Origin of the sequence: Pantoea osteomyelitidis, from assembly GCF_044342975.1 — a bacterium.
In the GTDB taxonomy this organism is placed as follows: Bacteria; Pseudomonadota; Gammaproteobacteria; order Enterobacterales; family Enterobacteriaceae; genus Pantoea; species Pantoea osteomyelitidis.
This window is the reverse complement of sequence record NZ_JBGFSN010000006.1, coordinates 124,926-142,030: the sequence shown is the minus strand read 5'-3', so window position 1 is coordinate 142,030 and position 17,105 is coordinate 124,926. Positions and strand designations below refer to the sequence as shown.

The following is a 17,105-nucleotide window of genomic DNA, read 5'->3' as shown; positions in this document are numbered from 1 at the left end:
GGGCACGACGGCTGCGGCATATGTATGCTCAAAAAGCTGTAATTTACTGGCCCAGGGCAGACGTGAGGAAATCAAAGGGAAACCTTGTGTGATTTCTCAAATGACATTTTATGTCACCGGATTAAATTGTTCTTTGAAAACTATATCGGTTGATATCACCACTATGAATTAACGCACCAGACCTGCTAATGGCTCACTGCTGCCGGATGACTTCCCTACTGGCAGCTTTGTGCCAGAAGCGGAAGTTACTTACACAGGAGTGCTGATCAACAGAGGGTCGCTCACTAACTTTCAGATTATGGCTTAGATGGTAAACAACTAACCAGACCGTTTCAGGGTAATTCGCGCTCATCCAGACGCAGCAGCAAAAATGTCAGGCCAAGCCAGCGGCCAAACTTGGTGCCAACCTCTGACATCCGGCCAGCTTCGGAAAATCCAAACTTTTTATGCAGTGCAATCGATGCAGCGTTTTCAGATTCAATGCCTGCAACCATGATGTGCTTACCTTGTTTTGCAGCCAGTCTGATAAGTTCTTGCATGAGCGCGGTGCCTGCTCCTCCACCCCGCGTACTCTTATGAACGTAGACGGAGTGTTCCACGGTGTGCCGGTATCCGTCCCAGGGACGCCAGTCACCATAAGAGGCATATCCCAGCACAGCATCCGTTTCATCCACTGCCACGATGACAGGAAAACCAGCATCCTGGCGAGCTCTCATCCACTTTAAGCGGTCAAGAAAATCGACCGTTTTTTCATTCCAGACAGCAGTCGTGTTAAGCACGGCATCGTTATAAATCTCCGCAATCATTTCAGCATCACGTTCTGTAGCAGTACGGATAAGCATGGTAGACACCCCTTCGTTCATCTAATAAAGTAGATAAATCATACACTATCTTATTTATCCAATATGTTAGATGAAATGTCCAGTAAAGAAGACAAGCTGAATGCCCGTATCGGCCAAAAAGTGCGTCAGGAAAGAGAAAGGCGGGGCTGGTCACTGACGGAGCTGGCTGAAAATTCCGGTGTATCGCGGGCAATGATCCATAAAATTGAAAGTGGAAAAAGCAGCCCGACTGCCACGCTTCTGGCACGGCTTTCAGGTTCTTTTGATATGTCAATGTCACAGCTCCTTGCCCAGACAGAGGTGCGCACAGGTACGCTCGTCAGACATGAAAACCAGGCCGTCTGGCAGGATCCTGAAACCGGTTATATTCGTCGCCACGTCTCACCCGGGCAAATCCCCGTGGACCTGGTCAGCGTTGAGCTTCCTGCTAATTCCGCTGTCCCTATGCCTGCCATCTCTTATCTTTCCCGACGACAGCTTATATGGGTAATTGAGGGCAGGCTGACGTTTGAAGAAGGAATGAACACATTTGATATGCTCACTGGCGATTGTCTGGAACTTGGCGATCCCGCTGATTGTGTATTCAAAAATGACACTGATGAAGTGTGTCGATATGCCGTAGTTGTGCTCAAGCCTGCCTGAACGTAACTTACCGATTACGCACACCATGCCAGCCTTCCATAACTGATAAACATACTATTCGGGTATTCATTTTTTGAATCTCCAATGTCCGCTGATCGCTCTAAGCGGACACTCGGATATTTCAAAAAGGAGTCTGTTTGGATCCGGATTGCAAGGTCCACCAGGCAATGACGTTGTTATTCATAATGCATCTCCTGTGAATTAATGGCCGCCCATCAGCTTTTCGACCTCTTCGGGTTTGTCATGCACGCCAAAGCGTTCAATGATGGTGCGGGTCGCATCGTTCATGCCCCTGATTTCAACCCCGGTGCCCTCGCGGCGGAACTTGATCACGATGCGGTCCAGCGCGCTGACCGACGTTATGTCCCAGAAATGGGCGTGCGTCACGTCGATCACCACTCGCTCCAGCGCCTCGCGGAAGTCAAAGTGGCTGGTAAACCGGTCAGACGAGGCAAAGAAGACCTGGCCGGTTACGGTGTAGGTGCGGGTATCGCCCTTCAGCTCAGAGGAGACCGCCATAAAGCGGGCGACCCTGGCGGCGAAGTTCAGCGCGGCAATCAGCACGCCGGTCAGTACGCCAAACGCCAGGTTATGCGTGGCAACCACCACAACAACGGTTGCCAGCATCACTACGCTGGTTGAGAGCGGGTGAGAGCGCAGGTTACTGATGGAGCGCCACGAGAAAGTGCCGATGGAGACCATAATCATCACCGCAACCAGTGCCGCCATGGGTATCTGAGACACCCACTGGCGCAGGAATACCACCATTAACAGCAGCACCACGCCCGCCGTAAACGTAGAAAGTCGCCCGCGTCCGCCGGACTTCACGTTAATTACCGACTGGCCAATCATGGCGCAGCCCGCCATACCGCCAATGAACGAGGTGCAGATATTGGCAATACCCTGCGCCTTGCACTCGCGGTTCTTGTCGCTGGGCGTGTCGGTCATGTCATCTACGATAGTGGCAGTCATCATTGACTCCAGCAGCCCCACCACGGCAAGCCCCGCCGAGTACGGCAGAATAATCAGCAGCGTGTCGAGACTAAGCGGGATGTCCGGAATCAGAAACACCGGCAGGCTGTCCGGCAGCTTGCCCATGTCACCCACGGTTCGCACGTCAAGGTGAAGCCACATAGAAATGGCGGTCAGCACGATGATGCAGATCAGGGGAGAGGGAAGGGTTTTATTCAGGTACGGGAAGAGATAGATGATACCGAGGCCGGCAGCGGTCAGGGCATATACGTGCCAGGTGACGTTGGTGAGCTCCGGCAGCTGCGCCATGAATATCAGTATCGCCAGCGCGTTCACGAAGCCGGTAACCACCGAACGGGACACGTAGCGCATCAGGCTGCCGAGCTTCAGATATCCGGCAATCAGCTGGAACACACCGGTCAGCACGGAGGCGGCGAGCAGATACTGTAGCCCGTGGTCTTTCACCAGAGTGACCATCAGCAGCGCCATCGCACCGGTGGAGGAGGAAATCATCGCCGGGCGGCCGCCAAAGAAGGCCATAACAATGGGAATACAGAACGCGGAGTAGAGACCGACCTGAGGATCTACGCCAGCGATGATGGAAAAGGCGATCGCTTCCGGAATAAGCGCGAGCGCGACCACAATACCGGCGAGGACGTCACCACGGACGTTACCCAGCCAGTCCTTACGCGTCGAGGACAGCAACATAGTAGTTTCTCAGTTTTTGAATGCAGTCAGCCCGTGAGGGCAAAATTTATGTACGAAAAGACACATCCGCAGACGGGATGTTTTTGAGTGCGCGACTGAGGTTACTCAGTGCGACAGAGGAGGGTTAAGACTCAGGGTGGCGTAAGACGCATAATTGTTTAAGTTCTCCTTTACGGCTGTTTTATGCTTTCAGGACCAGGTTATATCGACTGAATATAGGGGTTCAGAGCAGGCGGCGAAGTCTGACTTTTCAGGTAAATAGCCCGAGCAGTACAGCGCAGCGTTTTACTATAAACGAAAAGCAGTGAAGATCAATGACTGGGCCTTTCATTGCAAAACGCGATGCGGCAAGCCCGGCGTTTGCAGAGAGGGCAACTCCAGCACGCCATCGGCAGCAAAAAGGGAAGCTGCGGTTTTTGGAATCTGAATGCTGTCCAGATAGTTCTGAACTGGAGAGCAAAGAATGAAATCTATCATTTCATAAATACAATAATATCGGGCCGGGGATTAAGAACGGTCTGGCCAGCGCCATGCAGGTTCACGAAGATGCTTAGCAAAGAAATCCGATAGCACCTTGACCTTCAGCGGGCGGCTGCGCGAGGTGGGGGTCACAAAATAGAGTCCACCCTGCGTCATTGACCACTCATCAAGTAAATGCATCAGGCGTCCATCTCTCAGATACTCTACAGCAATAAATTCCGGCAGCTCAGCGATCCCCTGGCCTGCCAGCAGGGGCGGCAGCAACGCATCGGAGTTGGTTACGCGCAGCGGTCCGCCTGGCACAATGTCCTCCTGCGCGCCAGAAGCGTGGGTAAACCGCCATACCTGACTCCGTGCACGATAGGCATAGCTGAAGCACTTCCGGACAGAAAGTTCGCGAGGATGCTGCGGCACGCCCTGTTCGGCAAGATAGGCCGGTGAGGCGACCAGATATTGCGTTACTTCACATAACCTGCGCGCTACCAGCGAAGAGTCCGGCAGCGCTGCAATACGCAACGCGGCGTCAAAGCCTTCTGCGATTAGGTCAACTGCTTCATCTGACAGATGTAGATCCACACTCAATTCCGGGAACTGCCGGATAAGTTCTGGCATCAGGGGCGCAACCCAGCGTAAGCCGAAAGACATAGGCACCGCTAAACGTACCTGACCACGTGGTTGTACCGACAGTTCATGAGCTTCGCTTTCTATCTCTTCAGCCTGGCGGTACATCTCAGATGCCTTTGCGGCCATGCTCTGACCGAACTCCGTTAAAGCAAGCTGGCGCGATGTCCGGTTAAACAGACGACCGCCCAATCGCTCCTCCAGTCGTGCTACAGCACGTGATACGGTAGGAACGGAGACGCCCATCCCCCTTGCCGCTGCCGCAAAAGAACCTTCCTCTGCCACTTTCGCAAACATCGCGAGTCCTTCGAAATCAGGGAATCTGTTCATTTCAAATTTGCAATAATAAGTTTCAAACCATTCTATTTTGAATATTCATTTTCGTCGATATGCTTCTCTCATCGCAACAACAATGGCTATCGCCAGCGAATCAGATTCGAGTCATGAACTCATTACAGGCAGACAAAAATGAAAACTCACCGCATCGCTTCATCACTTTTCGCCACCTCATTGTTGCTGGGTACGGCAGGCCTCTCTGCATCGACCTTCAGTGCAGATCAGGGGCCGCTGGTCTTACACATCAGACTTTTTCGTGGCGGACTATGACGGACTGAATGAAGGCGCAGAACGTGTAAATGCGGCCATCAGTAAGGTGCAGTCACAGCACCCGGGCTTTATCTTCACGCCGACTCCGGTTGAGTGGAATCACGGCATTGCCCGCGTGACCTGGGGCTATGGTCCGAAAGACAATCCTTATCTGGTGCGCGGCGAGGATGTGTTTACTGTCAGTGATGGCAAGTTATCAAGCGCCCGTGTTTTTCTCAGCAAATGATACACTTTGCTCGCGGGAAAATTCCCCTGCCGTTCCCGCCTGATTTTTCTCTGTTATTCCTTAACTACGGCCGGGAACGCCTCCACAAGCCATTCAATAAAAACCCGAAGCCGGTGAGGAACGTGCCGGTTCTGCGCATAGACAACGTGAAAGGGGTAGGGCGATGGACGCCATTTACGGAGTATTTCAACCAGCGTACCGGTTGCCAGCTCACGTCTCAGGGAATAAGTAAAGGTTTGCACAATTCCTAAGCCCGCTTCTCCGGCTGCAATATGCGCGTTGCTCTCATTTATACCGAGATGATACTCCGTTTTGATCTCCGTATTAACGCCGTTATGCTCAAACCTAAAGGGAAACGCTCGTCCCGTCGCCGGTGACAGATAACTGATGAGCCGGTGTCCGTTCTTCAGTTCCTCAGGATAAGCCGGGATGCCGTAAAGCCTGAGATAGGCGGGTGTGGCGCAGGTAATCATGGTCGCTTCTCCGATTTTGCGCGCTATCAGCGTAGAGTCATCCATTGGTCCTCCTCTGACAGCGCAGTCAATATTACCTCTGATAAGATCTGAGGGTTTATCTGCTACCTCCAGATCAATACGGATATCCGGATAGACCGCCATGAAGTCAACCAGCAACGGTATCAAAACATCGCGCGCGGTCGAACCTCCTATCGCTATACGCAGGTGGCCTTTCAATTTGTTGCGGGATGTCTTAAATGATGCATCGATCTCTTCCAAATCTCTAAGTACTCGTAGGGCCTTTTCATAGTACTCCCGCCCTTCAGGCGTGACTGTAATCCGCCGCGTGGTGCGCTGCAGCAGGCAAACTCCCAGATGTGATTCCAGCTGCTGGATGGTTTTACTGAGTGTGGCATTCGGCATGTTCAGGGAGTCAGCTGCGCGGGTAAAATTGCCAGCTTCGACAATCCGCGTGAAAGCTTTCAGGGCTAAAAATTGGTCCATTCGCACTGTTCCTGGTATTAATTTTCGATTATCCACGGACGTGGAAAGTGTTTTTTTAATTTATGTGTTTTTCCGGTTTGAATATTAACGATACAGTAATTACCGAACTTTACAGTATGAATCTAACTGTAAGCTAATGACTTATAAAGCATAATCATACTTTAATTAAGGAAGTGCACTATGAGTACCAAACTTTCGGGCAAGATAGCGTTGGTTACCGGTGGCAGTTCTGGTATTGGCCTGGCATCAGCGCAGGAACTGACAGAGCAGGGCGCAAAAGTTTATATAACCGGCCGCCGTCAGGAAGAACTTGATGCCGCAGTAGCCTTAATCGGGCCGGCAGCCAGAGGGATCCGAGCCGATGCCTCCGTATTAAGCGACCTTGATACAGTATTTTCTACAATTGCCGACGAAGCTGGCAGACTGGACGTGCTTTTCGCCAATGCTGGTGGCGGCGATATGTTGCCATTGGGCGCCATTACTGAAGAGCACTTTGATCGTATTTTCGGGACAAACGTACGCGGTGTGTTGTTTACCGTTCAGAAAGCGCTGCCGCTGCTGACGAACGGCGCTTCTGTGATTCTTACCGGCTCAACGGCTGCGGTAAAAGGTACGGCCAGTTTCAGCGTTTACAGCGCAAGTAAAGCGGCGGTACGTAATCTGGCACGCACCTGGGCGCTTGACCTCAAGGACCGTAGTATCCGTGTGAATGTCGTGAGTCCGGGTCCAATCCGCACGCCTGGCCTGGGAGGGCTCGTCCCGGAAGAGCATCGTCAGGGCCTGTTTAATATGCTGGCAGCGGGCGTACCCTTGGGTCGCTTGGGTGAACCGCAAGAGATCGGAAAAACAGTTGCGTTTCTGGCGTCTGATGATGCGAGCTTCATTAACGGATCGGAAATATATGTTGACGGCGGATTAGCGCAGATTTAATTGACTGCGGAACCGGCCATCCTCAAATTTTATGGCGACCGCAACATCGTATTTAATGCCTTTCCGTAGATTATGATCTACAAAGAAATTTATGGTTTATGAATATCATTATTAATGACCGTATAAATTTATGCTGATAATGCCATCAGCCTGAAATCATCTGCACATTATTAAAGGAAAAATAAACATGAGTTTTATTACCACATCTGACGCAACCAAAATATTTTATAAAGACTGGGGTGATAAGCATGCACAGCCGGTTATTTTCTCACATGGATGGCCCCTCAGTTCAGATGCCTGGGATGGGCAGATGCTGTTTCTGTGGCAACAAGGTTATCGTGTTATTGCCCACGATCGTCGTGGACACGGTCGCTCCGATCAGCCTGCTCACGGTAATGATATGGACACCTACGCCGACGACCTGGCAGCCCTTCTCGATGAGCTGGACATCAAAAACGCGGTGCTGGTTGGTCACTCTACCGGCGGCGGTGAAGTCGCCCATTACATTGGGCGCCATGGCGTTACCCGCGTGGCTAAAGTGGTTCTGGTCGGTGCTGTTCCTCCGATTATGGTTTCATCGGCACAGTGGCCTGAAGGCACTGATATCGCGGTATTTGACGGCATCCGCAAGGGAGTAATGGAAAATCGCTCAGACTTTTATCTGAGCCTGGCGATCCCTTTTTTCGGCATGAATCGCGAGGGTGTTGAGATCAATGAAGGTCTGCGCCTGAGTTTCTGGAATCAGGGTATGGCAGGTTCGATTGTCGGTCAGTATGCCTGTATCAGGGAATTTTCCGAAGTAGACTACACGGAAGATTTGAAAAAGATTACCGTTCCGGCGCTGGTTATTCATGGCGATGACGATCAGATCGTCCCCATTGCTCACTCAGGCATTTTATCTGCCGATATTATCCCCAACGCAGAGCTGAAAATCTATTCAGGCGCCTCGCACGGTCTGGCGGCAACACATCAAAATCAGCTTAATAATGATCTTCTGAATTTTATTAAGTTGTAGAATGTCAGGATTCTCCACCTCATTGAATGATGGGGTGGTCATGTTATTTCCTGGTATTTAAACCATTAACCCGCATTTTCCTTTTACTATCCTTTTGAATAAAGGCATATATGCGCATGAAATTGTATAAATTCCTTTTCACCGTGTTGGTACTGTTATATATAGCGGAGGTTAAAGCACACGAGCACATTGCCCAGTTTGTCCAGCCAAACTCTTCCGAAACCGCATTTATTCAGGACAACCAGACGGCAATGGATCGGATGATGACCGAGATGGAGGTTAAGCCATCCGGCAATATTGATGAAGATTTCGTGGCGATAATGACCCCGCACCATCAGGGCGCGATTGATATGGCCATCGCCGAACTGCGTTACGGCACGAATCCGCAACTCAGACGCATCGCGCAGGAAATCATTGTCACCCAGCAGCAGGAGATAACCGCCATGTATCAGGCGCTCAACAAACCGCTGCCGCCCGCGCAGGCCGCTCCCGACCAGATTACGCCTGCGAAGGGTGTGAAGCCCTGATACCCCGTTTATGCCGCTGGCAAATTTTCCTTTTTACAGATCCCATTGAACAGGACGCTTCTATGAAAACGTTATTACGAACAGGGCTTGCTGCCGCTGTTGCGCTCTCTGCTTTGCCCGCGTTAGCTGGTCAGGCTCCGTTCGGCGCTTCAGCAACTGATATTCCGCTAAGCCACAATGACCGCGTCTATGCGGCCGAACAGTTCTCTAATACGATCTCTGTTACCGATCCGGCCAGTAATAAGCTGCTCGGCGTCATCCGACTTGGCGATCCTCAGCCTGCAAACTTAAGCCCCCTCTATAGAGGGCAGGTACTGGTGCATGGCATGGGCTTTTCACCCGACCGTAAAACGTTGGTTGTTGTTTCGATTGGCTCAAACTCGGTGAGCTTTATCGATACCGCCACCAATGCGGTCAGGCATATCACCTACGTGGGGCGTTCGCCACATGAGGCGTTCTTCACTCCTGACGGAAAAGAGGTGTGGGTAACGGTGCGTGGTGAGGATTACGTCTCGGTGCTGGATGCCAGCAGTGGCGAAGAAAAAACACGTATTAAAGTGCCGGGCGGACCCGGCATGCAGATATTCTCGCCTGACGGACAGTACGGTTATGTCTGCTCCTCATTCAATCCGGAGACGGTAGTGGTTGACGTGAGGACGCACAAAATTATTGGCACAGTAAAACAGGCCAGTCCGTTCTGCCCGAACATTGCGGCGTCGCCGGACGGAAAACAGGTATGGTTTACACTTAAGGACACGGGGAAAGTACAGGTCTTTAACGCTAAGCCGCCTTTTACTATCATTAAAACCCTGGACACCGGTCCCATCACCAATCACGTCAATATAGTGCAAAATGCAAGGGGCAGTTTCGCCTGGATCACGGTAGGTGGACTCAACAAAGTAAATGTTTACCGTACCGATAACTTCGCGCAGGTAGCATCTATCCCGGTTGGGAATCTGCCGCACGGTCTCTGGCCATCCGGAGACGGAAAGCGTGTTTACGTTGGTCTGGAAAATGCTGATGCGCTTGCAGCTATAGATACCACAACCTACAAAGTATTAACCACGATTTCGATTGGGCAGGCACCGCAGGCCGTTGCCTATGTGCCAGGCGCAGTACCACAGGGCGACGGGATGAAGGGCCTGCAGCCACTGGGAATTGCCGGTCAGGCTGTGCATCTCCAGCTTAGGTCAATGGGTGCTCCTGATGATGCGCCGCCGGCGACAACGGTTTCTCTGTTTGAGCAGGGGATCACCCAAGTCCTCCAGGCATCAGCGACCGGGCTGGAGCCAAAGCAACCTTATCTGCTGGCCCTGTCATCGAAAGCAGACGGTAGTGGTGAGCTGGAGCCGCTTACGGGTTTTATGGCTAATGCTGCTGGTGCCGCTATTGTAAACGCCGTCGGCCCAATTCGGCAGATCGTGGATGCACGTCACGAGGATGAACGTCGCTATCTTGTCATTGCCAGAAGCGATGGCAGCCAGCAGCGAGAAATCGTACAGATTCAGGCGCCCTGATCTAACAGAGGGGTGACTTGCCCACCTCGTACTGCTGAATGGTTTGAATAAATGAATATTGAACAAGAGGCTAAGGGCCGCGTAAGCGGCTTTTTTATGGGCTGGATACAGTATTGCACTGAGGTACGAGTCGGATTGACCTGCTCCCCCGCAAAATAACATGGTCCGTTGTGAGCAATGTCTGCTTCTGGCACATAGCTAAAGAAGGTTTTCAGGCAGACGTTTTGCGTGGATAAATCGAATGCCTTCGCCTGCAGCGGCCGCAGGCGTCCGCGCCGCTCAGAATCAGAAGCAGCTCCCGCCGACCGGCAGCGGACAACATCCTGTAGTTACATCATCCATTAATAATCCTGTTTAACAGATCACCCCAGCCCAACCTGAAACCCCGCGCCCCTCTCCGGCAAAACCCCGGAGCCGGACCTGAACCCCGGTTGCCCCCACTGAACAGCCCCGGCCGCCCGGCCCGCAGGGCCGGTACTGCTGTCGCTGTTAGTGAATGGTGTAACTAAAGTAGGGGTGCCGCTGTGGGTGGTGCGCCTGAGGCGTTCTTTCGTCTTCGACCGGCTGGGTTCTGTGCGCCGGGAAGGCCGCTGCTTAAACGGCAGTTGCACAGGGTAGGGTGGTTAGCGCGAACAGGAGCATCAATTTATGGCAGAGATCTTTGTTTATTCTTTCATAAGAATACCAATCCTCTATTAATAAAAAATGTCTATCCATAGAGATGCCTTAATGTTGCTTACTTCATAACTAAAAAAATCAAACGTAAATCACAGGTAATTATCAGACTTCTATGCTTTTTCACTTCGTACACGTAATGTATACTTTGAGATAAATATCTTAACGGTGTATATGAAGTGAGCTCAATGAAACAAGCCTCTACTGAGAAGTTGGGTGAACTTGCCTATCTTACTCTGCGTCGTATGATTCTGGAAAAAACGCTTCGTAGTGGCGGAGCCGTCATTGAAGGTCGGCTGGTTGAAGAACTCAATATTTCTCGCACCCCGCTGCGGGAAGCCTTACTCCGACTTGAAGGCGAAGGATTGTTAGTAAGAACGAACGCACGCTCTTATTCCGTACGTTTTATCAGTGCTCAGGAATATTTCCAAACCATGAAAGTACGTGAGTTGCTGGAAACTGAAGCCATTGCATTATCAATCAAAAAAATTGAACCGGATATTATCGAACATATTATCGATCAGGTTCAGTCCCTGAAGGCGGGACAACCAGAGCAAGCCTACTGGGACGTTGATGATACCGTGCACACCTTGTTTGCCCAGCACTCAGGCAATGCGGTGCTTGCGCGCATGATTGAACAGGCTCGCACCCAGAGCCGGATGTTTGAACTCATTACACCTTTTAACCGCATTGAAGAAGACCGAGAAGAACACCTGGCGATCCTCAATGCGTGGAAAACAGGTGATGCCGCCGCCGCCAGTCAGGCTGTAAGTACGCATATTCGTAACCTGTCTGCCTTTGTACTAAAAAGGATTACTGAGGGCAATTAGTCACAGCAAGGGTATGCGCCATCCGCATACCCTTTGTCAGCGGATTATTTGAACGCACCAGGGCAGCAGGGACATCCCTCAACATGCAGAGGATTACGCTTTTCTACACTGGGTTTGCTGCGTAGTAACACAGGTTGAAAACTTACTTTTCGCGCTCTATTTTTTTGACAGATTGGACATGGCGCGGGTTCATCGCGCGTCGCTACCGAACGGCGCAGTTCAAAAGTTCCACAGTCTGAGCATTCGTAGTCGTAGTACGGCATTTTCTTCTCCTACCACTTGCCCACTTCACCACGGGGAATAAACCGACCCTGGCCAGTTTTACCCACCCATTGGTCATCGCTGACCAGCATCTTACCCCGTAGCAGCACTTTCTTTACTTTACCCTGCACCTGATGTCCTTCGAAGAGAGTAAAATCAACGTCGCTATGTTGCGTCGCGGCGCTGATGGTGTGTCTTTCATTGGGGTCAAAAATCACGATATCAGCATCGCTGCCGACTGCGATGGTGCCTTTCTGCGGGAACAGGCCAAACAGCTTTGCCGGAGCAGTAGACATTAATTCGACAAAGCGGTTTAACGATATACGACCACTGCGTACTCCCCCGTCATAAACCACCGTCATACGTGTCTCGACACCCGGAACCCCGTTAGGAATTTTGGAGAAATCATTCGCGCCCAACGGCTTCTGATTAATTTTTCCCAAATGACCTTCTTTCATGCAATACGGACAATGGTCGGTAGAAATCAGTTGCAAATCATCGGTTTTCAGCGCTGTCCAGAGCGCGTTCTGCGCATCTTTGGATCGCAGGGGGGGACTCATGACAAAACGCGCGCCCTCAAAGCTGTCTGACTCATCATTTTCTGCATAGGAGGATTCATCGAAAAACAGGTAATGAGGACAGGTTTCCGCGAATACCGGAATGCCCAGGTCACGGGCTTCAACCACATGCTTCAGCGCCTCTTTCGCCGAAAGATGGACAAAGTAAACCGGCGCTTCCGCCAGTTCAGCGAGCTTAATACCACGATGAGTTGCTTCACCCTCCAGCAACGCCGGGCGCGTCAGCGCGTGGTGGCGCGGGGAAGTATGTCCCTGCGCCAGCGCTTCTTGTATCAACAATTCGACGATAGTGCCGTTCTCAGCATGCAACGCTACCATGCCTCCATGCTGACCGACCATGCGCATCGCCTGAAAAATGGCCGCATCGTCAGACATCACCGTGCCTGGATACGCCATAAACATCTTGAAGCTGGAAACACCTTCATGACGAATGGCGTAGCGCATGTCCTCCAGCACCTGCTTATCGACAGCCGTAATAATCACGTGAAAGCCATAATCAATGCTGGCAACGTTGTCAGCCTTGGACTGGGCGCGTTCGATAGCCTGCAGTGGACTCGTACCCTGATTCTGCAATGCAAAATCGATGATGGTCGTTGTGCCACCAAAGGCCGCAGAGCGGGTTCCCGATTTAAAGTTATCAGCGGTTACTGACGGACCGAAGGTATTTTCCATATGGGTGTGGCAGTCCACACCACCCGGGAACAGCAGCATGCCGCTGGCTTCAATCACCTGACAGTTTGCGCCAGGTTGTAGGTTCAGGCCGATGCTGACGATCTTTTCATTTTCGATAAGAATGTCTGCGTGATAATCATCCACCGCAGTGATAATGCGCCCACCGCGAATCAGAGTACTGGTCATGTTTGGCTCCGCTTGAACTTAAGGGGTGGCAGTAAAAGATTGTGCAAAAGTCAATGCTGTCGCTAACCGCTGGCGCTGTGCGTCATCGACGGCAGGCACTGGCGGGCGCGGCATCGCATGGGGAAGATGGCCGTCAAGATGTAAGCAGGCTTTTAAACGCGCATTGGCATGGGTGCCAGGCCAGGAACCATAAATTTCCTTCGCCAGCGGATAGATATATTGATGCAGACGCTGCGCTTCGGCCAGGTTCTGCTCCTGCACCGCGTTATACAGCGCCACTACCAGTTCAGGTACCACTGCCGCCAGGCTTACCAGACTGCCATCGGTGCCAAGCGTGAAACAGGTTAAGAGATGTTCATCACCCGACGCCATCATCGCCACATGTGGCGCGACTTCCCGCACCAGCCGCAGGTTGGCTTCATAGGTAGCGGTTTCCCAGCTTCCTTCTTTCACCGCCACCACGCCAGGCAAACACACCAGTTGTTGCAGCAACGCGGGAGGATAGGCCATACCGCCGGAACTGACGCTGGCCTGGTAAAGCATCATGGGCAAACCTGCGTTTTCATTGGCGATGCGGTGATGATTGAGCACCGTTTTATCATCGGTAGAGAGCGTCCATGAATAGGGAGGAAACAGCAGAATAGCATCGGCACCGGCAGCCTTTGCATCATCGGCCTGCGCCTGGACATCATAGCTGTCCTCGGCGTTAAGACCTGCCACCAGCAGTGTGTCCGGCGGACATACCTGACGCGCCAACGTGACCACGCGACGTTTTTCTTCACGCGAGAGCGCAAAGTTTTCTCCGGCGTGACCGTTAATCAGCAGACCACGCATCCCTTTTACCTGTGAAACCTGACGCAAGTGAGCGACCAGGCTTGCTTCATCGATGTGGCGACCGGTGATGTCCATTGGACAGACGGTCGCAGCATACACACCCTGGTAATGGTGTAACTTTTTCATTTTATTATTAACCTCTGGAAAAAGATGCGACCGCAGTGTCTTCAGTGGGCAGCAGTCGTGATGGTTCAAAAAGCGGCATTTCTGGCTGCTGGCCTAAAATCTGTTGTGCCAGCAGCTTGCCCATGTAAGGGCCGCTGGTGTAACCGGAATGAACACAGCCAATGACATACAATTCAGAATGGTTCGCCAGCGACCCAATCATTGGCATCGCATCGGCGGTTTCCGACTCCAGGCCCAGCCAGATACGGGCGACCCTGGCAGATGCCAGCGCCGGGACGGCATGTTGTCCCAACCGCAGGTTACCGATCAGGTTTTCGGGTATGGTTTCTCTGCCGCCCAGCTCACGTGAGCCAATACCCTGCCAGCCGCCGCCAATTACCACGGTACCGTTAGCAAATTGTTTCATGGATAACAGGCCATTGGCGATACTCAGGACAGAACGCATTATTGGTGGCATCCGTTCCGTAACGATCAACTGGTTGATCAGCGTTTTTACCGGAATGGTGATACCAACCATCGCCAACATCGGTTCCAGCCATACGCCGCCCGCCAGCACCAGACGGGTCGCTTCAATTGATTGACTCCGGTCAGCCGTCGAGACGCTATAGCCTCTGTTTTTCCTTTCTATATGTCCGACGGCAAATTGCTCAATAAGGGTGACGCCTGCCTCACGCAGCGCCGAGTTGAAGGCTTTGCCCGTCAGATAAGCACTGGCGAAGCCGTCGATGTCACAAAAGGCGGCCGCCTTGATAGAGGGGTTAATGCCTGGATCGACCTTCATCGCTGCCTGCGGCGCAATGATTGAGATATCCGCGCCATACTCACGCCGGGCCGCAGCGCGTGCCTCCAGCATCGCGACTTCGGCGTCGGTAAAGGCGAGAGATAAACCGGGGGCGCGTGTCGCCAGCACGCCCTGGCCCAACCAGGTTTCCGGATGCATCCACATTTCCCACGCTTTCATGGCGTAGGGAACCAGCGCTGCACGCGTCATGTGCAGCGTTAAGGTTCCGGCATTGACGCCAGATGCGCTGCGGCACAGGGCATTGCGCTCAACCACCACCACGCGCATACCGGCTTTTGCCAGAAACAGCGCGGTGGAGCAGCCCATTACGCCACCGCCGACGATGCACACATCATATCGTTGTGAAGTCACAGCGGAGCCGCCTTAGGAATAGGAATATCGGAATAGTCATAGTCACCGGTCATATCGCTGATGGTGAGCGGGCGCAGCGGGGTGCGCGGAGAGAAAATGCCCACTGATTCACGCGACACACCCAGTTTGGTCGCCAGCAACTCTGCCGCGATATCGCCACAGGTGCGCCCCTGACAAGGCCCCATCCCGCAGCGCGTCCAGGCTTTTAGCTGGTTAACATCACGCGCACCGGCCTCGCAGGCTTGCTCAATCTCAGCGCGGGTGACGTCTTCGCAGCGGCATACCACGGTTTCTGGCGGTATGCATTTAACATGTCCTTCCCGCAACGCCATCATGGCTGCCATCTTCTGGCCAAAGCGGGCAGCGTGCTGCCAGGCTCTTGTGAGACCATCCGCTTCAGCTTCTGACGCGTTGTTGCCGCGAATAATGTCAACGCAGGCCAAACCGACCCGTTTTCCCTGCTCAATGGCGGCGGCGGCGCCACGAATACCGGCACCATCACCCGCAACAAATAATCGTTCACGGCTGGTTTGGCCTTTTTCATCAGTTTGCGCAACCCACCCTCCCGCCTCGCGGGAGTAGTGATGTTTTGCATGCAGCAAACGCGTAATGTCACTGGATGGCGTCAGCCCATGGCCCACGGCAACACAATCCACCAGAATCTGTTTGCGCGGGCCGACAATCGGACGGGCCGAGGCATCACAGGGAGCTAGCTCCGCCAGCAACTGTTCGCCATGAATGCTCACTTTCACCAGTGTATGGCGTGAGTAGAGCGGGATTCTGGCGCGCAGGATGGGTAAGCCATAATGCAAACTTTGTTTGAAAATGGCCGGGCGGCTTAACAGCGCAGCTGCCGTGTCAAGCCATTCTCCCCGCGATGCAATATCGACAATGGCCTTCACCTCACCGCCCGCTTTGAGGGTATTCCCCGCCACCGCCGCCAGCAGCGGCCCACAGCCAGCCACCAGCGTGGTTTTACCCGGCAGGGTACGTTGCGATTTCAGCAGAATGGTGGCAGCTGCCAGGCCAATTACCCCCGGCAGCGTCCATCCTTCAAACGGGACGACCCGTTCTGTGGTGCCGGTCGCCACCAGCAGCGCCGTCGTAGCGCAGGAGATAGCACCATCCGGGCCAAGCGCGTCAACGCGATAATCACCAGTGACGGCCCAAACGACATGCCCTAAAAAGGTGCAAACGCCGCTTCGCGATAAGGCATCACGCAGCGTTTCACCGGCCCTGAATTCCGCACCATCCATTTTTACGTCCGACATGATTGGCGCGCGATAGACCTGACCACCCGCTGCGGCATTTTCATCAAACAACGCGACACGCAGCCCCTTCGCTGCAGCCATCATTGCAGCTGAAGCGCCCGCAGGGCCAGCGCCTAAAACAATCAGGTCATAATGATTCATAAGGATTGATATCCGGAACAGATTGAACAATCAGACCCGCGCTGGCCTCAGTTTTGCAAGCCAATACCCGCTTACCTTCCACCATGACCAGGCACTCCTGACACGAACCCATCAGACAAAACATGCCACGAGGTTGATGTTGGTGAGGACTGAAGCGCAACGTTTTGACGCCGCTTGAAAAAAGCGCGGCGGCAATGCTTTGTCCGGGTAAGGCGGTATAGCCCTGATTGTCAAAAACGAAACGGACGTTTTTACCTGAGGTTTGCTGCATAAAGTCTCCCTTTTTGGTCGACAACTGCTCATTGAGGCTTGACAAGATGAAAGGCATAGTAT

Annotated in this window: 17 protein-coding genes; 7 read left to right on the top strand and 10 right to left on the bottom strand. The window is 52.7% G+C overall.

Annotated elements, in window-relative coordinates; genetic code table 11:
- Positions 1-332: 332 nt before the first annotated feature.
- Positions 333-842: a GNAT family N-acetyltransferase gene (locus ABU178_RS16725; protein ID WP_397216944.1), complete on the bottom strand. Its 510-nt coding sequence runs from the start codon at positions 840-842 to the stop codon at positions 333-335.
- A 63-nt stretch (positions 843-905) separates the two neighbouring features.
- On the opposite strand from ABU178_RS16725, the gene ABU178_RS16720 reads away from it, so the two are divergent.
- Positions 906-1,484, top strand: coding sequence for a helix-turn-helix domain-containing protein (locus tag ABU178_RS16720; RefSeq protein ID WP_397216942.1), 579 nt, complete (start codon positions 906-908; stop codon positions 1,482-1,484).
- A gap of 201 nt (positions 1,485-1,685) precedes the next feature.
- Here ABU178_RS16720 and ABU178_RS16715 read toward each other — a convergent pair whose 3' ends face one another.
- Together ABU178_RS16715 and ABU178_RS16710 are read right to left on the bottom strand one after the other, a co-directional pair.
- Positions 1,686-3,164 carry a SulP family inorganic anion transporter gene (locus ABU178_RS16715; protein WP_397216940.1) on the bottom strand — a complete coding sequence of 493 codons (1,479 nt, stop codon included), beginning with the start codon at positions 3,162-3,164 and terminating at the stop codon, positions 1,686-1,688.
- Between the two features lie 507 nt (positions 3,165-3,671).
- Complete coding sequence (locus ABU178_RS16710; protein WP_397216938.1) at positions 3,672-4,562, bottom strand: LysR family transcriptional regulator; 891 nt, start codon at positions 4,560-4,562, stop codon at positions 3,672-3,674.
- Between the two features lie 295 nt (positions 4,563-4,857).
- On the opposite strand from ABU178_RS16710, the gene ABU178_RS16705 reads away from it, so the two are divergent.
- Positions 4,858-5,097, top strand: coding sequence for a hypothetical protein (locus tag ABU178_RS16705; protein WP_397216936.1), 240 nt, complete (start codon positions 4,858-4,860; stop codon positions 5,095-5,097).
- A gap of 53 nt (positions 5,098-5,150) precedes the next feature.
- On the opposite strand, the gene ABU178_RS16700 is transcribed toward ABU178_RS16705, so the two are convergent.
- Complete coding sequence (locus ABU178_RS16700; protein WP_397216934.1) at positions 5,151-6,056, bottom strand: LysR family transcriptional regulator; 906 nt, start codon at positions 6,054-6,056, stop codon at positions 5,151-5,153.
- A gap of 180 nt (positions 6,057-6,236) precedes the next feature.
- Between ABU178_RS16700 and ABU178_RS16695 the strand changes: the two genes are divergently transcribed.
- The 5 genes from ABU178_RS16695 (at position 6,237) to ABU178_RS16675 (ending at position 11,550) form a co-directional block, all read left to right on the top strand.
- A complete protein-coding gene (locus ABU178_RS16695) occupies positions 6,237-6,986 on the top strand; it encodes an SDR family NAD(P)-dependent oxidoreductase (RefSeq protein WP_397216931.1) in 750 nt (249 codons plus the stop codon).
- Positions 6,987-7,173: 187 nt separating this feature from the next.
- The gene (locus ABU178_RS16690; protein WP_397216929.1) at positions 7,174-8,001 is read left to right on the top strand and encodes an alpha/beta fold hydrolase; all 828 of its coding nucleotides are present in this window, start codon (positions 7,174-7,176) and stop codon (positions 7,999-8,001) included.
- Between the two features lie 116 nt (positions 8,002-8,117).
- On the top strand, positions 8,118-8,528 hold the full coding sequence (locus tag ABU178_RS16685; protein ID WP_397216927.1) for a DUF305 domain-containing protein: 411 nt from the start codon (positions 8,118-8,120) through the stop codon (positions 8,526-8,528).
- A 62-nt stretch (positions 8,529-8,590) separates the two neighbouring features.
- Positions 8,591-10,045, top strand: coding sequence for a YncE family protein (locus tag ABU178_RS16680; RefSeq protein ID WP_397216925.1), 1,455 nt, complete (start codon positions 8,591-8,593; stop codon positions 10,043-10,045).
- Between the two features lie 863 nt (positions 10,046-10,908).
- Complete coding sequence (locus ABU178_RS16675; protein WP_397216923.1) at positions 10,909-11,550, top strand: GntR family transcriptional regulator; 642 nt, start codon at positions 10,909-10,911, stop codon at positions 11,548-11,550.
- 44 nt (positions 11,551-11,594) lie between these two features.
- Here ABU178_RS16675 and ABU178_RS16670 read toward each other — a convergent pair whose 3' ends face one another.
- From ABU178_RS16670 to ABU178_RS16645, 6 genes are read right to left on the bottom strand one after another with little or no spacing between them, the layout of a single operon-like run.
- Positions 11,595-11,813, bottom strand: coding sequence for a zinc ribbon domain-containing protein (locus ABU178_RS16670; protein ID WP_397216921.1), 219 nt, complete (start codon positions 11,811-11,813; stop codon positions 11,595-11,597).
- 9 nt (positions 11,814-11,822) lie between these two features.
- Positions 11,823-13,247 carry a dihydropyrimidinase gene (gene hydA, locus ABU178_RS16665; protein ID WP_397216919.1) on the bottom strand — a complete coding sequence of 475 codons (1,425 nt, stop codon included), beginning with the start codon at positions 13,245-13,247 and terminating at the stop codon, positions 11,823-11,825.
- A gap of 18 nt (positions 13,248-13,265) precedes the next feature.
- Positions 13,266-14,207 (bottom strand): dihydrodipicolinate synthase family protein, encoded by a 942-nt coding sequence (locus ABU178_RS16660; RefSeq protein WP_397216917.1) that lies wholly within the window; start codon positions 14,205-14,207, stop codon positions 13,266-13,268.
- A gap of 7 nt (positions 14,208-14,214) precedes the next feature.
- Positions 14,215-15,360, bottom strand: a complete 1,146-nt coding sequence (locus ABU178_RS16655; protein ID WP_397216915.1) for an NAD(P)/FAD-dependent oxidoreductase — start codon at positions 15,358-15,360, stop codon at positions 14,215-14,217.
- Complete coding sequence (locus tag ABU178_RS16650) at positions 15,357-16,772, bottom strand: FAD-dependent oxidoreductase (protein WP_397216913.1); 1,416 nt, start codon at positions 16,770-16,772, stop codon at positions 15,357-15,359. The genes ABU178_RS16655 and ABU178_RS16650 overlap by 4 nt, the downstream gene beginning before the upstream one ends.
- Entirely contained in the window at positions 16,759-17,043 is a 285-nt protein-coding gene (locus tag ABU178_RS16645) for a (2Fe-2S)-binding protein (RefSeq protein ID WP_397216911.1), read from the bottom strand. The genes ABU178_RS16650 and ABU178_RS16645 overlap by 14 nt, the downstream gene beginning before the upstream one ends.
- Positions 17,044-17,105 lie beyond the last annotated feature (62 nt).